At 64.5% G+C, this 17,726-nt stretch carries 14 protein-coding genes and 1 tRNA gene; 10 read left to right on the top strand and 5 right to left on the bottom strand.

What is annotated here, in order from left to right; genetic code table 11:
* Positions 1 to 379 precede the first annotated feature (379 nt).
* From AC1DQK_RS00270 to AC1DQK_RS00255, 4 genes are read left to right on the top strand one after another with little or no spacing between them, the layout of a single operon-like run.
* Positions 380 to 1,807 carry an oligosaccharide flippase family protein gene (locus AC1DQK_RS00270; RefSeq protein WP_477866197.1) on the top strand — a complete coding sequence of 476 codons (1,428 nt, stop codon included), beginning with the start codon at positions 380 to 382 and terminating at the stop codon, positions 1,805 to 1,807.
* 32 nt (positions 1,808 to 1,839) lie between these two features.
* Complete coding sequence (locus AC1DQK_RS00265; protein ID WP_477866195.1) at positions 1,840 to 2,979, top strand: glycosyltransferase family 4 protein; 1,140 nt, start codon at positions 1,840 to 1,842, stop codon at positions 2,977 to 2,979.
* Between the two features lie 2 nt (positions 2,980 to 2,981).
* Positions 2,982 to 4,505 (top strand): hypothetical protein, encoded by a 1,524-nt coding sequence (locus AC1DQK_RS00260; protein WP_477866193.1) that lies wholly within the window; start codon positions 2,982 to 2,984, stop codon positions 4,503 to 4,505.
* A 46-nt stretch (positions 4,506 to 4,551) separates the two neighbouring features.
* Entirely contained in the window at positions 4,552 to 5,703 is a 1,152-nt protein-coding gene (locus tag AC1DQK_RS00255; RefSeq protein WP_477866191.1) for a glycosyltransferase, read from the top strand.
* A 23-nt stretch (positions 5,704 to 5,726) separates the two neighbouring features.
* Here AC1DQK_RS00255 and AC1DQK_RS00250 read toward each other — a convergent pair whose 3' ends face one another.
* Positions 5,727 to 7,670: a hybrid sensor histidine kinase/response regulator gene (locus tag AC1DQK_RS00250; protein WP_477866189.1), complete on the bottom strand. Its 1,944-nt coding sequence runs from the start codon at positions 7,668 to 7,670 to the stop codon at positions 5,727 to 5,729.
* Between the two features lie 301 nt (positions 7,671 to 7,971).
* Between AC1DQK_RS00250 and AC1DQK_RS00245 the strand changes: the two genes are divergently transcribed.
* Positions 7,972 to 9,564, top strand: coding sequence for a phospholipase D-like domain-containing protein (locus tag AC1DQK_RS00245; RefSeq protein ID WP_477866187.1), 1,593 nt, complete (start codon positions 7,972 to 7,974; stop codon positions 9,562 to 9,564).
* Positions 9,565 to 9,799: 235 nt separating this feature from the next.
* On the opposite strand, the gene AC1DQK_RS00240 is transcribed toward AC1DQK_RS00245, so the two are convergent.
* Both AC1DQK_RS00240 and AC1DQK_RS00235 read right to left on the bottom strand, forming a co-directional pair.
* Positions 9,800 to 11,221 carry a DEAD/DEAH box helicase gene (locus AC1DQK_RS00240; RefSeq protein WP_477866185.1) on the bottom strand — a complete coding sequence of 474 codons (1,422 nt, stop codon included), beginning with the start codon at positions 11,219 to 11,221 and terminating at the stop codon, positions 9,800 to 9,802.
* Between the two features lie 97 nt (positions 11,222 to 11,318).
* Positions 11,319 to 11,771, bottom strand: coding sequence for a hypothetical protein (locus AC1DQK_RS00235; RefSeq protein WP_477866183.1), 453 nt, complete (start codon positions 11,769 to 11,771; stop codon positions 11,319 to 11,321).
* Positions 11,772 to 11,898: 127 nt separating this feature from the next.
* Here AC1DQK_RS00235 and AC1DQK_RS00230 point away from each other — a divergent pair, with 127 nt between their 5' ends.
* Complete coding sequence (locus AC1DQK_RS00230; RefSeq protein ID WP_477866181.1) at positions 11,899 to 13,356, top strand: FAD-binding oxidoreductase; 1,458 nt, start codon at positions 11,899 to 11,901, stop codon at positions 13,354 to 13,356.
* A 50-nt stretch (positions 13,357 to 13,406) separates the two neighbouring features.
* Complete coding sequence (locus AC1DQK_RS00225; protein WP_477866179.1) at positions 13,407 to 14,180, top strand: SapC family protein; 774 nt, start codon at positions 13,407 to 13,409, stop codon at positions 14,178 to 14,180.
* Between the two features lie 278 nt (positions 14,181 to 14,458).
* Here the strand turns inward: AC1DQK_RS00225 and AC1DQK_RS00220 are convergent, their stop codons facing one another.
* Complete coding sequence (locus AC1DQK_RS00220; RefSeq protein ID WP_477866177.1) at positions 14,459 to 15,319, bottom strand: N-formylglutamate amidohydrolase; 861 nt, start codon at positions 15,317 to 15,319, stop codon at positions 14,459 to 14,461.
* A gap of 162 nt (positions 15,320 to 15,481) precedes the next feature.
* On the opposite strand from AC1DQK_RS00220, the gene cpdR reads away from it, so the two are divergent.
* The 3 genes from cpdR to AC1DQK_RS00205 all read left to right on the top strand — a co-directional run bounded on the left by cpdR (position 15,482) and on the right by AC1DQK_RS00205 (position 16,334).
* Entirely contained in the window at positions 15,482 to 15,856 is a 375-nt protein-coding gene (gene cpdR, locus AC1DQK_RS00215) for a cell cycle two-component system response regulator CpdR (RefSeq protein ID WP_477866175.1), read from the top strand.
* Between the two features lie 145 nt (positions 15,857 to 16,001).
* Positions 16,002 to 16,169, top strand: a complete 168-nt coding sequence (locus AC1DQK_RS00210) for a hypothetical protein (protein ID WP_477866173.1) — start codon at positions 16,002 to 16,004, stop codon at positions 16,167 to 16,169.
* A gap of 90 nt (positions 16,170 to 16,259) precedes the next feature.
* Positions 16,260 to 16,334, top strand: a tRNA-Val gene (locus tag AC1DQK_RS00205).
* A 200-nt stretch (positions 16,335 to 16,534) separates the two neighbouring features.
* On the opposite strand, the gene tgt is transcribed toward AC1DQK_RS00205, so the two are convergent.
* On the bottom strand, positions 16,535 to 17,695 hold the full coding sequence (gene tgt / locus AC1DQK_RS00200) for a tRNA guanosine(34) transglycosylase Tgt (protein ID WP_477866171.1): 1,161 nt from the start codon (positions 17,693 to 17,695) through the stop codon (positions 16,535 to 16,537).
* Positions 17,696 to 17,726 lie beyond the last annotated feature (31 nt).

Here is a 17,726-nt window from a genome sequence, read left to right as displayed (position 1 = left end):
TGATGCAACTACAACTAGTTGAGAAGCGCCAGGATAAATTGATGCCTGAGCTGGACGCTTCCCCCGGTGCGAGTTCTTCCCCAAAAACCGCCACCTTCGAGCCGATATCTAGCACGGCAGCCTCAACTCGATAAGGAATTTTTTACGAATTCATGCCTGCCGGGGAGTACTGAATCGGGAAAATCGATAGAAAATCCTAGATATCTAGAAAGATCAGCAACTTGTTTCGGCAGCGGTTTGCCGAACCTTTGGGCTGGGAGACCGGATCGACTTGTACGGCAATTGCTGCTCCGCCCCCGCGCAACCCGCCTTCCCCAATGCGGGGCGACGTTGTAGCGTCGCCTCCTGGGGCAATGAAAAGGGGCGTCATCGGTTGAGCATGAGCGGCAGCGCCATGGCGCGGATCGTCGGCGTGCAGACGATCGTCCAGTTCGCGATCGATTTTACCGCCAGCCTCATCGTCGCCCGCCTGCTCTCGCCCCATGAGATCGGGGCTTATTCGATTGCGCTCGCGGCGGTTGTCGTTGCGCAGACCCTGCGCACCGCCGGGGTCAACATGTTCCTGATCGCCGCACCCGATCTGGACGAGTGCCAGGTTCGCACCGCTCTCGGCCTCGCCATGGTCGCCAGCGTCGCTTTTGCGGGGCTTATCTTTGCAGCCGCCCCGCTGATCGCCGCCTTCTACCGCGAGCCCATGATCGCCGACATCCTGCGCATCGTCTGCATCACCTATCTTCTCGCGCCGTACCAGGTACTCGCGCATGGCCTGCTCACGCGGGCGCTCCGCTTCAAGGCGATCATGGCTGCGACGCTGGCGGGCAGCGCCACCGGCGCAGCCACGGCGGTGGCGCTTGCGCTGAACGGTTGGGGCAGCCTGTCCATGGCTTATGCCGCGCTGGTTACCGGCGTCGTCGGCCTGACCATCTCGATCCTGAGTCGCCCTCCCTTATTCATGTTCCGCCCCTCGCTCACGCAGTGGCGCAGGATCTCGGCCTTCGCCGGCTGGGTGCTCGGCGGCACTCTACTCGGCCAGTTCGGTCCGCGCCTCAACGAGCTGTTCGTCGGGAGAGCGCTGGGGATCGCGCCCGCGGCCCTGCTCGACCGCGCCGAGATGCTCCCGCGGATGCTGTGGAACTATGCGGCGCCGCCGGTACTGAGCATTCTCTCGCCGCTGGTCGCACATGAGCTGCGCAGCGGCATCGATGCGCGTTCCACGCTGCTGCTGCGCATGCGGCTGTTCGGCTGCATCTTCTCGCCGGTCCTGGTCGGAATCGCCACGCAGTCCGCGCCGATCCTGATCGGCCTCTACGGCTGGCAGTGGCAGGCCTCGATCGCTCCGGCGCCGTGGCTGTGCCTGGCGGCTGCGATCACCGGCCAGTTCGTCGTGCTGAACGCGTCGCTCAACGGCCTGGGGCAAACCAGGGCGCTGTTCTTCCTCGGTCTTGCCGAACAGGCCGCCAGGGTCCTCATGCTTGCTCTGCTCAGCTGGACGCATATCGAACTGGTGGCGATCGGCACGATCGGGGTCTCTCTCGTCTATGCCGCTGCGGCGATCAGGCTGGGCACGCGCCTCAAGCTGTTTTCCCTGCGCGAAATAGTGGCGAGCCTGATGCCCGTCATCGCGATCTGCTCGGTGGTCGGTGCGGCCGGCATCGCGATCGATATCGGGCGCGGCGGCGGCATCCCCGCCAACCCGATTCCCGCAGTGGTGGAGGCAGCGGCTCTGCTGGCAGTGGCATGGCTCGGTGCCGTGTTCGTTTTCCAGCGCGCTGTGATCAAGGCGCTGTGGAAGGTCGTGCGGCATTGAGCGTCGGTCCGCCCATCCTGCTGGTCACGAACATGATCCCGCCCCTGATCGGGGGAACGCCGACGGTGTATGACCGGATGGCGCGGCATGCGGTGCCGCATATCCATGTGCTGAGCGCCTGGCGGGACCCGGACATGGCAAAGCCGATTCCGGGTTGGGCGGAAAGCGATGCGTCGAAGCCCTATCCCATCCGCCGGATCGCCTGGTTGCGTCCGCCGCGGATCGAGCATCTGCGGCGGCGGATCGGCCTGCTGGATCTTATCCTGATCGATCTGCCGGTGATGGCCTTCGTATTTGTCGCCGTACTGTGCGAGGCGGTCCGGACCGGCGCAAAGACCGTGGTGATCGGCGAGCTCCAGGGGCTCGGCTGGCTCGCCATCCTGCTTGGCATCCTCACGCCCTGGCGGGTGGTGATGTACACCCATGGCGAGGAGGTGGTGCAGACCAGCTATAACCGGCTCGCACGACTGCGCGGCCCGGCACTCCGGTCGAGCGACGTGGTTCTCGCGGTTTCCAGCTTTACGCGGGATCGCCTGGTTTCGGACTTCGGCGTCGCGCCGGAGCGGATCAGGCTCGTCACGTCCGGCGTCGATCTCGATCGCTTCACGCCCGGCACGGCCGCCGAGCCATTCATCCTGGGCGTCGGCCGCCTGATCCAACGCAAGGGCTTCGACCGGCTGATCGACGCCTTCGCGCTGGTGGCAGGGGAGTTCCCGGGGGTCAAACTGAAGATTGCGGGAACGGGGCCGGAGGAATCCGCCTTGAAGGTGCAAGCCGAGCGGACTGGCATGGGTGACAGGATCGCGTTCATGGGCGGTGTCAGCGACGCCGAACTCGGTGGACTCTATCGGTCGTGCAGCTTCTTCGCGATGCCGAACCGAACCCTTGCCGATGGCGACACCGAAGGGTTCGGACTGATCTTCCTGGAGGCCAATGCCTGCGGCAAGGCGGTGATCGGAGGACGCGCCGGCGGGGCCACCGATGCCATTATCGACGGCGAGACCGGGCTGTCGGTCGATGGACAGGATCCGGAGGTGATCGCGGCCGCGCTCCGCCGCCTGCTTGCCGACACGGCCTATCGCGACATGCTCGCGGCGGGCGGGCTCGCCCACGCCCGCGCGCATGGCTGGGCGCAGGCAGCCGAACGACTGCTGCAAGCCGTCAGAGGTTGACGATGGACAAGCCTGTGCACTGGTGGTCGAGCAGGGTCTATATCGCGCTGCTGCTGCTGCTGATGGCGGCGCCGCTACTGTGGCCGGCAGTACCGCCGCTGGACGACATGCCCACCCACCTCGGCCGCTTCCGCATCCAGGCAGGCATGGCCGGCGCGCCGACCCTCGCCGGGATCTTCTCGATCCACTGGATGCCGGTAGGCAATCTCGGCGTCGACGTGGCCGTGCTGTTGCTGCAGCCCCTGCTGGGCGTGGAACATGCCGCCAAGCTGGTTGTCATCCTGATACCGATGATCTCCGCCGCCGGGCTCCTGCTGATCGCCAGCGAGGCGCACGGCGAGGTACCGGCTTCGACGCCATTCGCCCTACCGCTGATCTACGGCTATTCCTTCCACTATGGCTTCATCAACTTCTCGCTGGGGGCCGCGCTGGCGCTCGTCGGCTTTGGACTGGTGCTGCGGTACCAGCGGCTCGAACGGCCGATGACATGGCGGCTGCTGATCCTGCTCGGCAGCGTTGCCATCTATTTCGCCCATATCTTCGGCTGGGTGGTCTTCGGCCTGCTGGTCGTGGGGAATGCGCTCCACCGACACGTGACCAGCTGGCGGTTCACGCTGGCGATGGTGCGCGCCGTGTTTCTCGAATGCATGTTGCTGGCGCTGCCGCTGATCTTCATCGTGGCATGGCGGAGCGGCGACAATCAGGGCGAGACATCGGCCTATCTCGACATACTGAACAAGTGGGGCTGGATCGAGAGCGCCCTGCGCGACCGCTGGGTGCAATGGGATGGGCTATCCGCGCTGGGCTGTGCCGCGCTGGTCCTGCTCGGGCTGATCGGCGTGACCCGAATGAATCGCAGGCTGCTGATCGTCTTCCTGGTCATGGCCGGTTTCTACGTCTTCATTCCCTATGCCTTCCATGGGCTGATCTATGGCGACATGCGGATCGCCCCGTTGATGCTGGCGATCGGCATCATCGCGCTGGTGCCTCGACCGGCCTGGGGTCGCCGCGCCGCCTCTCTCGTCGCATTGCTTGCCTTCGCCTTCGTCGCCGCGCGGACCGGCGCCACGACCTACAGCTTCTTCCGCTACGCACAGGATCATCAACGCTACCTGCAGGCGTTGCCATATATCCCCAGGGGCGCGCGGGTCGTCGCCCTCGTCGCTCCGCCCTGCCCGCGCGGCTGGAGCGTACCGCGCATCGTCCACCTGCCCAGCATGGCGATCGTGCGGCGCGACGCTTTCGTGAACGACCAGTTCGATATGCCAGGCGCACAGCTGGTTGCCGTCGGCCCCTCGATTCCCCGCGCCTTCGCCTATCACAGCGGCGAACAGGTCCGCCTGCCCGGCTGCGATCGGCCCGAACCCCTGCTCGCCGATCGGGTAGCATCGATCCCGCGCGCGACCTTCGATCATCTCTGGCTGCTCGGCGTCGACCGGGCGAACCGCCCGACCCTGCCATGGCTGCGTCCGGTGTGGGCCGATGACCGCAGCATCCTCTACGCCATCGTTCGACAGCCGCGGTGATTCTCTGCTAGCCGGTCGACCGGGCAAGTAGAGTCAGGGGGCGGCAATGAGCTTGATCGAGGGGCAACAGGCGCCGAAAGAACGACTGGCCGCGCCTGATATATCGATCATCATCCCGACTTATAACGAGCGCAGCAACATCGCCCCGCTGCTGGATAGCATCCGCGAAGCACTGGGCGACACCCCCTGGGAGATGATCGTTGTCGACGACGACAGCCCGGACCAGACATTCAGCGAAGTATCCAAGCTTGCCCGCGACGAACCACGCCTGCGCTGCCTGCGGCGGGTCGGCAGGCGCGGCCTCGCCTCGGCCGTGATCGAGGGCGCGCTGGTGGCCAATGGCGGTGCCATTGCGGTCATGGACGCCGATTTCCAGCATGACGAGCGCATCCTGCGCGCGATGTTCGAGAAGCTTGTCGCCACCAACGCCGACATCGTCGTAGCCACCCGATATGCCGATGGCGGCGGAATCGGCGACTGGGACGCCAAGCGCGCAAGGATGAGCGACTTCGCGACGAGGATGGCCTGCATGCTGGTGGGGAACCAGACCAGCGATCCGATGAGCGGCTTCTTCATGGTGCGCCGCGAGGTGTTTGCCAGCGTGATCTACGATCTGTCGCAACAAGGCTATAAGATCCTGCTCGACATCATCAGCTCTTCCCACGCCCCGCTCAAGATCGAGGAAGTCCCCTATGTCTTCCGCACCCGCCAGGCGGGTGAAAGCAAGATCAGCGTCATGGTGCTGGCCGAGTTTCTGTTCCTGATCATCGAAAAGCTTACCCACGGAATGATCCCGCCGCGCTTCGCGCTGTTCAGCATCGTCGGCGGCATAGGTCTCGCGGTCCACCTGTTCGTGCTCAACAGCGTGAAGCTGATGGGCTTCGAATTCCTCGCCGCCCAGATCACCGCGATTGGCGTCGCGATGGTGTCGAACTTCATCATGAACAACGAGTTCACCTATCGCGATCGGCGGCTCACCGGCCTTTCATTCCTCGCCGGCCTGATATTGTTCTGCCTGGTCTGCAGCTTCGGGGCGCTCGCCAATGTCGGTGTCGCCGAAATCGCCATCCGCCAGGTCGGCAACTGGTCGGTGGCCGGCCTGGTCGGTGCGATCATGGGCGCGGTGTTCAACTTCTCGGCCGCGACGAGCCTCGTCTGGCGGCGCCCGCGCAAACGGATCTATGCCATCGCCAAGTGACTTCGACGAACGCGGACCGAAGATCAGGCCGCGGCTGAAGCGCTGAACGCTTCCGAGACCGCCCGTTCCAGATCGACTTGGGAGAAGGGCTTGCCGAGCTTGCGCATCGCCGGGTCCGCGTCCGGCGGCAGCTCGCCATAGCCTGTGGCAAGGATGAACGGAACTCCAGGCCGTTGCGACATTGCCCGCTCCGCGAATTGCACGCCGGTCATGTTCGGCATCGCCTGGTCGGTGATCACCAGGTCGATATCCGGCTCGCGCTCGAAGATCGCCAGCGCCTCATCGCCCGAACTCGCCTCGAACACCCGATGGCCCATATCCTCGAGCAGGGCGACGGTGTTCATCAGCACCAGCCCGTCATCGTCAACCGCCAGCACCGTCAACGGCCGCGTGCCGGAAGGTGGGATCGCGTCGGCTATCGGTTCCGAAGGCAGGGTGCCGGATTGGGCGATCGGCAGCCACAAGGCAGCCGTGGTGCCCTTTCCGGGTTCGCTCTCGAGGAAGAAACGGCCGCCGGACTGTTCGGCCAGCCCGTGCACCATCGACAGGCCGAGCCCGGTGCCCTTGCCGACTCCCTTGGTGGTAAAGAATGGCTCCATCGCCTTCGCGAGCGTTTCGCCGTCCATGCCCTCGCCGTTGTCGGTGACGCCCAGGCTTACATATCGCCCGGCATCGAGCCCGTCCTTGCCGCCATGACCGACCACCCTCTCCTCTGCCGCGATAGTGATGTCACCGCCGTGGGGCATCGCATCGCGGGCATTCACCACCAGGTTCAGCAGTGCCATCTCGAGCTGGTTGATATCGACAGTCACCGCGTCCAGACTCAGCGGAAAGCGGGTTTCGACGTTGATCGACGGTCCGAGTGACCGGTTTATGAGGTCCGTCATGCCGCGGACGAGCACCGGGATCTCGACCCGCACCGGCTTCAAGTCCTGTCGACGTGCGAAGGCGAGCATCCGCTGGGTCAGACTCGCGCCACGCCGGGCGCCCTGCACTGCATTGTCGAGCAGCCGTAGCGCCTGCGGATCGTTGGCCACCCGCTTACGAAGAAGTTCGAGGCTGCTGAGCGTCGCCATCAGCAGATTGTTGAAATCATGGGCGACACCGCCGGTGAGTTGCCCGATCGCCTCCATCTTCTGGGCGTGAAACAGCGCTTCGCGCGCGTTCTCCAGTTCACGCTGGGCTTCCTCGCGCTCGGTCAGGTCGCGGGTTATCTTCGCGAAGCCGATCAGGTCGCCATCGTCGTTCCGGATCGGGTCGATGACGACGCTAGCCCAGAAACGCGAACCATCCTTGCGATAGCGCCAGCCTTCCTTGGAAAAGCGCCCCTCATGTTCCGCCGCGGCCAGCGCGCGTTGCGGCTCGCCCGAGGCTCGATCATCCGCCGAATAGAAGCGGGAGAAATGCTCACCCATGATCTCGCCCGGCGTATAGCCCTTGATCCGCTCCGCGCCCGCGTTCCAGCTGGATACATAGCCCTGCGCGTCGAGCATGAAGATGGCATAGTCGGTAACGCTCTGGACCAGCAGCCTGAACTGTTCCTCGCTGCGCCGGAGTATCTTCTGGGCTTCCGCTCGCTCGCTCAGATCGCGTGTGATCTTGGCGAAGCCGATCACCTCTCCGATGTCATTCATCACCGGGTCGATGACGACGTGCGCCCAGAAAGTCGAACGGTCCTTGCGGACGCGCCACCCCTCGGTCTCGAACTTTCCTTCGGCTGCGGCGATTGCCAATGCCCTGGCGGGCAGTCCCTCCTTCTGGTCCTCGCTGCGATAGAAACATGCGAAGTTCCGGCCGACGATCTCGTCCGCCGTATAACCCTTCAGGCGCTGCGCCCCGGCGTTCCAGTTGATGACCTCGCCCGTGATGTCGAGCATGTAGATCGCGTAGTCTGTAATCGAATCGACAAGGAGGCGGTAGCGGCCGTCTTCCGTGAGAGAGTCCGCCCATCGCTCGTGTTTTTTCATAACCCCCAATTTCAATTCAGCACCCGAAGAATTCTTATGAATTGCCGCCCAACGCGCGGTCGGCACACCTGTTCCAGCCAACGCGCCAATACGAACTCCGCTGGCCCCCGTGGCGACTGCGGCCCCTCCGGCGCGTGGCCGTGGCGGTTTGTTGTCGCCGCCTGTGGCGCAGCGATATAGGGAGACCGTCAGCCAATGATTATCTTCCCCGCAAGCATCGCCGAAACCATCATCGGGCGCCAGCAGCAACGAAACGACCGACGGAGCGTTAGCGTCCCGAACGGACTGTTACGGGGCCAAAATGGGATGTGAGATCGATCGCGCGCGGGACCTGTCCAACGGGGTCTTCCAGACCGGATCCAATTGCTGGCGGATAGACCGCGCGACCAGGATCGCCGTGATCGTCGATGCCGCCGATTATTTCCGGATAGCGCGCGATGCGATGCTGCGGGCGCGCGAACAGATCATCCTCGTCGGCTGGGATGTCGATCCGCGGATCCTGCTGGATCCCGAAGACGGTGATGGCGAGGCGCCCAATTGCCTCGCCCAGTTCATCCCCTGGCTGTCCCGCGAACGGCCGGATCTGCGCATCAACCTGCTGATCTGGAACATGGGGTTCATCAAGCTCCTGGCGCGCGGGCTCTCCGTGTTCACCCTCGCCCGGTGGCGGATGTCCCGGCATGTCTCGATCCGCTTCGACAGCAGCCATCCGATCGGCGCCACCCATCACCAGAAGATCCTGGTGATCGACGACAGCATTGCGCTGTGCGGCGGCATCGACATGACATCCGATCGCTGGGACACAGCGGAGCATCGCGACGACGATCCGCGGCGGCGGCTGCCCGGCGGCAAACCTTATATGCCGTGGCATGACACGGCCTCGATGATAGAAGGCGACGCCGCCGCGTCGCTTGGAGAACTGGCGCGGGAGCGCTGGCGGCGGGCGACGGGCCGCCAACTGCCATCCCCCAACCGCCACGGCCACCTATGGCCCGAGCAGGTCGAACCGCTCCTCCGCGACCAGGATGTCGCGATCGCCCGCACCGTCCCCAAGGCCGAAGGGGTCGACGAGGTTCGCGAGATCGAGCAGCTCTATATCGACATGATCGCTGCCGCGCGCCGCTTCATCTATGCGGACAACCAGTATTTCGCGTCGCGCCGGATTGCCGAGGCCCTGGCGCATCGGCTGGTGGAGAAGGACGGCCCGGAAATCGTGATCGTCAATCCGATCAGCGCCGATGGCTGGCTGCAGGAGGCGGTGATGGGCAGCGCGCGGGCGGCGCTCTTCTTTACGCTGGCGGAACTCGACACCCATGACCGATTCCAGATCTACACGCCGGTAACAGCCGCCGGAAAGCCGATCTATGTCCACTCGAAGCTGATGATCGTCGATGACGTCATCCTCCGGGTCGGCTCATCCAACATGAATAATCGCTCTATGGGGCTCGATAGCGAATGCGATATCGCGCTGGGGGGCCTTTCCGGCGACACGCCAGACCCGGCAATCCGCGGCCTGCGCGAAAGATTGATGGCCGAGCATCTCGGCACCACTCCGGAGATCGTCCGCTCGGCGTTCGAACGGACAGGATCGCTCATCGGTACCGTCGAGTGCCTGCGTGGCGAGGGCAAGACGCTCGTGCCGTTCGAGCCCGGCGAATGGAGCAATACGACATTGTCGATCGGCACCAGCGAACTGCTCGACCCCGAATCCGTCGACGAACGCTGGGAACCCTTGTCGAGCCGCGGCCTCTTCCGCGGCTTTCTGCGTCGTGGCACCCGTCAGCTGTTCGAGGAAGTGCGGATGCGCCGGCGCGCTCGCCGTGAGCGCAACCGCGGGCGTTGGCGGCGCAAGTTCCGCGAGCTTTGGGAGACTGCGCGAGGCCATGGAGAATGAAACCGCCCCTCCAGCGGAGAGAATAGTTCAGCTATGGCCGTTTCCAGCCGGATGAGATCACCCGAAGAGTCGAAAGTAGCGGTAAATCAATGGGAGCGGGAATCGATCAGGTTCGGTCGGGACGAGATCGGATCTAGACTCGATCCCGTTCAGATTGAACCGGATCGAGCCTAGATTTTGTTCGTTTTCCGTGATTTCCGAGCCGGCAGATGATTCCACCTGCCTCGAAATCACTCTAGCCCAGCCTTACCTCGAGGAAGCTCGGCACCGGACCGTTCCAACCTTCGTCGGGGCCGTCGTCGCGATCCTCGCGGCGCGGGCGGCGATCCCCGGCCCCGGTAGCGCGCGCAGGATGCGGCGCGCGCGGTGCTTCCTGCGAAGGCCGTTCGCGGCGCGGTTCGCGAGCTTCGCGTGGTGCAGCCGCAGCTGCCGTGGCTCCTGCCGGTGCCGGAGCGCGCTCGCGCCGCCCGCGGCCGCGGGCCGGCCGTGCTTCGGTGGCGGCTTCGGTGCCGCTCTCGGCGTTTTCGGCGGGAGCGGCCGGCTTCGCGCCGCCGCTCCGGGCGATCCTGTGGCCGGTCAGCTTCTCGATCGCCTCGACCGCTTCGGCATCTTCGGGCGTGACGAGGGTGATCGCCTTGCCGGTCGCCCCGCCGCGGCCAGTCCGGCCGATCCGATGGACATAGTCGTCGGGATGCCAGGGCACGTCGAAGTTGAAGACATGGCTGACGCCCTTGATGTCGAGCCCGCGGGCCGCGACGTCGGAGGCGACGAGGATGTTGATCTCGCCGGCCTTGAAGCGATCGAGCTCGCGCAGGCGCTCGGGCTGTTCCATGTCGCCATGGATCTGCCCCGCCCGGAAACCATAGCGTGCGAGGCTCTGTGCCAGGTCGCGCACCGTCGTCTTGCGGTTGGAGAAGACCAGCGCGCTCGTGACGTCCTCGACCTTGAGCAGATCGCGCAGGACATCGCGCTTGGCGCGGCTGGACGTCTCGACCAGCGCCTGGTCGATCGACAGATTGGCGCTGGCGGGACGGGATACTTCGATCTGCTTCGGGTTCGACAGGAACTTGTCGGCCAATTTCTTGATCGGCGCCGGCATCGTCGCCGAAAAGAGCAGCGTCTGCCGCTGGGCCGGCAGCTTCGTGCAGATTTCCTCGATATCGGGAATGAAGCCCATGTCGAGCATGCGGTCGGCCTCGTCGATGACCAGCATGCTGCAACCGGTCAGCAGGATCTTGCCGCGCTGGAACAGGTCCATCAGCCGACCCGGTGTCGCGATCAGAACATCGACACCTTTTTCGAGCGCCGCAACCTGCTCGCCCATGTTTACGCCACCTATCAACAAAGCCATGCTAAGCTTATGATATTTACCGTATTTTTCAAAGTTCTCAGCAACCTGCGCCGCGAGCTCGCGGGTCGGTTCGAGAATCAGCGAGCGCGGCATGCGGGCGCGGCTGCGGCCATGCGCCAGGATGTCTATCATCGGCAGCACGAAACTGGCGGTCTTGCCCGTTCCCGTCTGGGCGATGCCGATGAGGTCCTTCATCATCAGGACAGGTGGGATCGCCTGCGACTGAATGGGGGTCGGCTCGGTGTAGCCGGACTCCGACACGGCGCGGAGGAGTTCATCGGAAAGGCCGAGGTCGGCAAACGACATAATATATCCGGAAATAGGCGGCGCGAAGCCCCGCTCGAACCGCCGCGCTTGGGCGCGAAGCCACAATTTGTCAAGGTATATGGCCGGTATCAGGGCCTCATTTGTCCGGAACGAGCTTTCGGAAACGCAGTATCTCGCATTGCCCGCCGGCGCGCGTCCTGATCACATCGCGATCGGCGCAGATATTGCCGTCTTCGGTGGGCAGGATATAGAAGCCGGAATAATAATCGAGCGCCGGGCAGCTGGACGAAAAATGCGCGCGCAACCGCTGGCCGCCGCGCAACGCCAGGTCGATCGCGTCATCGGCGACGACCGCCGCGCCTGCGATCGCGGCCATCGGAACGCATTTGGGGCCCTTCTTCGATTTCCACTTGAGCGGCTTGGGCGGTACCCGGCGCGGCACCCGCACGATAAGCGACTGCTCGATGGTAAGCTGCGCGAGTTGAATCGGGTGCGCATCTTCCCTGGCACTGGCTCCCGAGCCGACGAGCAGCAGCAACGCCAATGGAATACCGACGGACATTAGTCGCGGCAGACGGCCCAGCTTCACGATCGAATGTTCCACCCTTGTGCAGGCCCCGCTTTCGAGGTCACCCTAACCTCATCGTCCTTCTGCGCAATCGCTTGAACAGCGGATTAACTGGCAAATCGCGTGGGGCCTGCACTATGTTCCCGTCATGGCCGGCCTCAACTTCCCGGATCGGGCGCTGCTCGACAAGCTCGCTGCTCTGCTCGGGCCGCAAGGCTTCGTCACCGACCGCGACCTGATCGCTCCCTGGCTTACCGACTGGCGCGAGCGCTATCATGGCGACAGCCCCGCCCTGCTTGCCCCAGCCACCACCGAGCAGGTGGCGGGCATCGTCCGCCTGGCCGCCGAAGCACGGGTGGCACTGGTGCCCCAGGGCGGAAACACCGGCACGGTTGCGGGCGCGACGCCGTCGGCCGACGGATCGGCGCTGCTGTTATCGCTGCGGCGCATGAACCGGATCCGGTCGCTATCCTCAGACGACAACACCGCCGTCGCCGAGGCGGGCGTGATCCTGTCCGATCTCCATGATGCTGCCGGCACGATCAGGCGTCGATTTCCGCTATCGCTAGCCGCCAAGGGTTCGGCGACGGTGGGCGGACTGGTTTCCACCAACGCCGGCGGCACCCAGGTGCTGCGATTCGGCCCGATGCGCGCACTCGTGTTGGGAATCGAGGCAATTCTGCCGGACGGGTCGCTGTTCGACGGCCTCGCCACCCTGCGAAAGGATAACCGCGGCTACGACCTGCGCCAGTTGCTGACCGGCGCCGAGGGAACGCTGGGCGTCATCACGGCCGCAGCCCTGCGGCTGGTGCCGGCCCCGGCGTCCCGCGCTGTCGCCTGGGCCGGCATCGCCAACCCGCACGCCGCCCTCACGCTGCTGCGACAGCTCGAGGAGCGCACCGGGGAGGCCGTCGAAAGCTTCGAGCTGGTGCCCGCCAATGCGCTCGCGCTGGTGCTCGAAAAGATCCCCGGCACGCGGGCGCCGCTCGCCGAGCCCTGTCCGTGGAATATATTGGTCGAAGCTGTCGGCGCGCAGGCTGGGTTCGACCCAGTCGAAGCGCTCGAGGGCGTGCTTGCAGCGGCAATCGATGCGGGCCTGGTGCTAGACGCAACGATCGCCGCCAGCGAGACGCAGGCCGATGCGCTCTGGGCGCTGCGCGAGTCGATCTCCGAGGCCGAGAAGATCGACGGCCCGTCGGTCAAGCATGACATATCGGTGCCGGTGTCGGATATGCCCGACTTCCTCGAGCGCGAGCGCCAGCAGGTCGAGGCACGCTTCCCGGGGTCACGGATCATTGCCTTCGGCCACCTGGGCGACGGCAACATCCATTTCAACCTGCTGCCCCCCGAGACTGCGAATCGGCCCGCATGGATCGCCCAGCATGGCGCGGCTGCAAGTGCCATGATCCATGACCTCGTCGCCGCAGCCGGCGGATCGCTATCGGCGGAGCACGGCATCGGCCAGGCAAAGCTCGCCGAATTCGCGCGGCTGACCGACCCGGTTCGCCTCGGGGCGCTACGCGCGATCAAGCAGGCGCTCGATCCGCTCGGGATCATGAACCCCGGAAAGCTTGTTCCGCTTGCTTCCGGCGATAAGGCCCAATAGGCGGCATTCTACGGCCTCGCGGCCCTAAAATATTTTCAGGAGATGCCCTCATGGCGAGCGCCCCGGCCAACGCCCTGCCCCTTTTCTACAATGATCTGCAGCCGCTTTCGAGCCAGACCCACGCGACCTGGAAAGCCAAGTCGATCGAGGGCGCGCCGTTTTTTGCGCAGGCACATGCTGTTCCGCTGACCGTGGAGGAGTTCATCCTCGCGCAGCGCCACTATCCGATTGTCTTCTCGGCGGGGCCACAACCCGTCCCGCTTGCGCTGTTCGGCCTCAACGAGGGCGTGAACGTCTTCACGGACGAGCAGGGCGTCCCGACTCGCGACCTCTATATTCCTGCCTATGTCCGCCGTTACCCGTTCATGCTGGCACGCCTGCGCGAAGGCAGCGACGACCTGTCCCTGTGCTTCGACAGCAGCTCGGGCGTGATTGGGGAGTTCGAGGAAGGCCTGCCGCTGTTCGAGGGCAATGAGCCGGCCGAGGCAACCAAGAACACGCTCGCCTTCTGCGAACAGTTCGAGCAGGCGGGCATGCGCACCGGCATGTTCATGGAGGAACTGATCCAGAACAAGCTGTTGATCGACGGCGAGGTCACGATCGAGATCGAAAACCAGCAGCCTTTCGTCTATCGCGGTTTCCAGATCGTCTCCGAGGAAAAGCTCAAGGAATTGCGCGGCGACGTCCTGCGCAAGATGCTCCAGAGCGGCCTGCTCCCGCTGATCCACGCCCACCTGTTCTCGCTTGCCCTCATCCGCGATGTGTTCTCGATGCAAATGCAGCAGGGCAAGATGCCGCAGCCGACCCTCGAGACGACTGTCTAAAACGGCCGAGGTCGCGGTAAACGTCGTGCTTATAAGGAATTTTCCCGATAGCGACGAACTGTCCTTGAAACCGTAAGGGAAGCGGCCTATCTTGCTTTTGTGCGGTGGTCGTGTCCCCCTTTCGCGGCCCCGTACTGCGCATCCCTCGGGATGCGTTCCTCCCTGAACCTTGGCCACCTCGTGCATATGCACGAGGTGGTTCTTTTCATTTAGGCCCTGCTCCGCCGCAGACCGCCGCAATGAACTGCAACAGGGCTAATGAACCCCGATAGGGGTCGTCATTCCGCGGCGATCGGCAGCCCATCGCTGAACAACGCACCGATCTCCGCGGCGATCGTCGCCAGCAACTCCCCGCACCCTTCCAGATTGGCGGTGGGCGCGTTCAGCGTAGCGTCGAGATATAGCGATCGATCATATTCGATCTGGATCGCATGGATATTTTGGCGTGGGCGGCCATGCCGATCGATCGTGTACCCACCGGCATAGGGATGATTGCGCGCCGCGCGCAGCCCGGCCCCTTCGATGACCGCGAGCGCCACGTCGACCACGGCCGCCGTCGCCCCGGCACCGAAGCGATCACCGATCACCAGCCTGACGGGTCCGCCTGCCTGCCGCACTGGCAGCGGCGGCATCGAATGGCAATCGATCAGCACCGCCACGCCGAAGATATCGCGCGTCGCCTTCAGCCGCTCGGCGATCACCCGATGATATGGTTCGTGCGCGTAGGCGATCCGTTGAGCGGCCTCTTCCACTGACATTGGCCGGCGCCACAATTCGCCGTAAGCGGGCAGCCGGCGCGGGAAAAGACCGAGGCCGGCGCGCACCTTGCCGCTAAGCAGTAGCGGACCGCCTGCGATGCTGCCGTCGATCATCGCGGGATCGATCTCGCGCGGATCGCGATTGAGATCGATCGCAGCGCGCGCGATCCGCGCGATGACCGCGGTCGCTCCTTCCGTCACCGCCTGATCGACGAGGCATTCTGCATGGCGATCTTCGAGAGCGCGAAGCCGTTCGAGCGGAACCCGGGCCTGATCCAGCAGCCAGCCCGGATAGTTGCGGCCCGCGTGCGGCACCGCCAGCAGCACTGGAGAGCGCGGCACTGCAGGTCCAACGATCGAGAAGGCGGGTTCTTCGTGCATCCAGTTAGTGCTAGGGACCCAATCCGCGCCACGCAACGGCCGTGGCAGGCTGGCGGCGGCTTGAGTCGATATTTCGTACTCTGGCTGGAATTTGTTAAGCGATTGACGCATAAAGGCGGGACTTCACCGGCATGGTGCCGGCTGCGGGATGCGATCAGGGCTATGATCCGAATACTTCTGGCTGAGGACGACGATTCGATGCGCGAATATCTCGCGCGCGCCCTCGAACGCACCGGCTATTCGGTGACGAGCGTCGACCGTGGCACCGCCGCGCTGCCATTGCTCGAAAGCGAGAGCTTCGACCTGCTGCTCACCGACATCGTCATGCCGGAGATGGACGGGATAGAGCTGGCCCAGCGCGCCAATGTCATCGCACCAGGGATGCGCGTCATGTTCATCACCGGCTTTGCCGCTGTGACGCTGAAATCAGGCGCAACCCCGCCCGATGCCAAGGTCCTCTCCAAGCCCTTCCATCTCCGCGACCTCGTGCTCGAGGTCGACCGGATGTTCCAGATCGGATCCGCGACCGGAATCTGATCGCCGTTAGCCTCGCCTGACGCTCCGACCACCAAGCTTCTCTGCGCCGCCCATTAGCGGCACGGACCGCCGCGCTGCTCCATATTGGTCATCACGTGGCAAGGTCCATCCCTCCACGCGGTCTTGCGACCACGAAGGACGGCATATGCTCGACACCGAAACCGCCTATCTGCTGACCCGCGCCAGGGAGGAGGCCATCGCAGCCATCCAGGCCAGACATCCGTCCGCCTCGGCTGCGCATCAGCAACTGTCCATTCTCTATTCGGCGAAGGCAATCATCGGGCTTGGAGACGGGCCAGGCCGTCAACGCTGAGCATGATCGCGGCCTGTATCCCGGCCGCTAGCAAAAAGCTCTTGGCTGGGGTTGCGTGGCCGCCTGGCCTCGGCTAGTGACCGCCGCGTTGGGCGTGTAGCTCAGTGGTAGAGCACTGTGTTGACATCGCAGGGGTCGCAAGTTCAATCCTTGCCACGCCCACCATTCACCTCAGGCTGAATGCATGGACAAGGGCGTCTCTTCGGAGACGCCCTTCCCTCACTGCGAAGCAAGCTGCAGCGACTGGTCCGGGGACGATCGAGATCATCCCCGGAACGCCCAGGTTACGCAAAACAACTTTTACACAGTGTCGGAACTTCTCCCGTCCCTGCAGATAGTTATATCCGTATCCCGTTGGGATTCGGTTAAACCATGCTTGGCGTTTCGTTCACCATGTTGGTACCGCGATAGGCCGTCCGGAAATGGTCCGCGAAGGCGGTCAGCCGGCTTTCCGCGATCGCCGTGCGCAGGTCGCTCATCAGCGCCTGATAGAAGCTCAGATTATGCTCGGTCATCAGCATCGCGCCGAGGATCTCGCCGGCGCGGATCAGGTGGTGGATATAGGCGCGGCTGAACTGCGTGCAAACCGGGCAGGCGCAGGCCTCGTCGAGCGGGCGCTGGTCCTCGCCGAACCTCGCGTTGCGCAGGTTGATCGGCCCGGCGCGGGTAAAGGCCTGGCCGTTGCGACCCGATCGGGTCGGCAGAACACAATCGAACATGTCGATGCCACGCTCTACAGCACCGACGATGTCGTCGGGCTTGCCCACGCCCATCAGGTAGCGCGGTTTGGCGGGATCGAGCTGGCCCGGCGCGAAATCGAGCGTAGCGAACATCGCCTCCTGGCCCTCGCCAACCGCAAGCCCGCCGACCGCATAGCCGTCGAAACCGATGTCCAGCAGCGCGTCGGCCGATGCCTTGCGCAGCCTTTCGTCCAGCGCCCCTTGCTGGATACCGAACAGGGCCGCACGCCCGGCATGGTCGCCGCTCGCATCGAAGGCCGCGCGCGAACGCCTGGCCCAGCGCATCGAGCGCTCCATCGCCTCGCCCTGCTGCTGCAGGGTGGCCGTGGTCGGCACCAGTTCGTCGAACGCCATGACGATATCGGAACCGAGCAGGCGCTGTATCTCGATCGAGCGCTCCGGGCTCAGCATATGGGCCGATCCGTCGAGATGGCTCTTGAAGGCGACGCCTTCTTCGCTGCGCTTGGTCAGGGCGGACAGGCTCATCACCTGATAGCCGCCGCTGTCGGTCAGGATGGGGCGATCCCATCGCATGAATCGATGCAGCCCGCCCAGCCGCGCGACCCGCTCGGCGCCCGGGCGCAGCATCAGGTGATAGGTATTGCCCAGGATGATGTCGGCGCCGGTCGCGCGAACATCGGCCGGTTTCATTGCCTTGACGGTCGCAGCGGTTCCCACCGGCATGAAAGCCGGGGTTCGGATCTCGCCGCGCTGCATGGCTATGGTGCCTGCACGGGCCTTGCCGTCGGTGGCGGCGATCGAAAACCGGAAGCGGGGGAGCGTCATCGGCACGCCCATAAAGACGCCGCTGCGCACT

Source organism: Rhizorhabdus sp. P4_G5, from assembly GCF_056401065.1.
This window is presented reverse-complemented; position numbering and strand designations above follow the sequence as displayed.

Coding starts and splice junctions, on each gene's coding strand:
- AC1DQK_RS00270 (WP_477866197.1), top strand. CDS start 380: ATGAGCGGCAGCGCCATGGCGCGGATCGTCGGCGTGCAGACGATCGTC.
- AC1DQK_RS00265 (WP_477866195.1), top strand. CDS start 1,840: ATGATCCCGCCCCTGATCGGGGGAACGCCGACGGTGTATGACCGGATG.
- AC1DQK_RS00260 (WP_477866193.1), top strand. CDS start 2,982: ATGGACAAGCCTGTGCACTGGTGGTCGAGCAGGGTCTATATCGCGCTG.
- AC1DQK_RS00255 (WP_477866191.1), top strand. CDS start 4,552: ATGAGCTTGATCGAGGGGCAACAGGCGCCGAAAGAACGACTGGCCGCG.
- AC1DQK_RS00250 (WP_477866189.1), bottom strand. CDS start 7,670: ATGAAAAAACACGAGCGATGGGCGGACTCTCTCACGGAAGACGGCCGC.
- AC1DQK_RS00245 (WP_477866187.1), top strand. CDS start 7,972: ATGGGATGTGAGATCGATCGCGCGCGGGACCTGTCCAACGGGGTCTTC.
- AC1DQK_RS00240 (WP_477866185.1), bottom strand. CDS start 11,221: ATGTCGTTTGCCGACCTCGGCCTTTCCGATGAACTCCTCCGCGCCGTG.
- AC1DQK_RS00230 (WP_477866181.1), top strand. CDS start 11,899: ATGGCCGGCCTCAACTTCCCGGATCGGGCGCTGCTCGACAAGCTCGCT.
- AC1DQK_RS00225 (WP_477866179.1), top strand. CDS start 13,407: ATGGCGAGCGCCCCGGCCAACGCCCTGCCCCTTTTCTACAATGATCTG.
- AC1DQK_RS00220 (WP_477866177.1), bottom strand. CDS start 15,319: ATGCACGAAGAACCCGCCTTCTCGATCGTTGGACCTGCAGTGCCGCGC.
- cpdR (WP_477866175.1), top strand. CDS start 15,482: ATGATCCGAATACTTCTGGCTGAGGACGACGATTCGATGCGCGAATAT.
- AC1DQK_RS00210 (WP_477866173.1), top strand. CDS start 16,002: ATGCTCGACACCGAAACCGCCTATCTGCTGACCCGCGCCAGGGAGGAG.
- tgt (WP_477866171.1), bottom strand. CDS start 17,695: ATGACGCTCCCCCGCTTCCGGTTTTCGATCGCCGCCACCGACGGCAAG.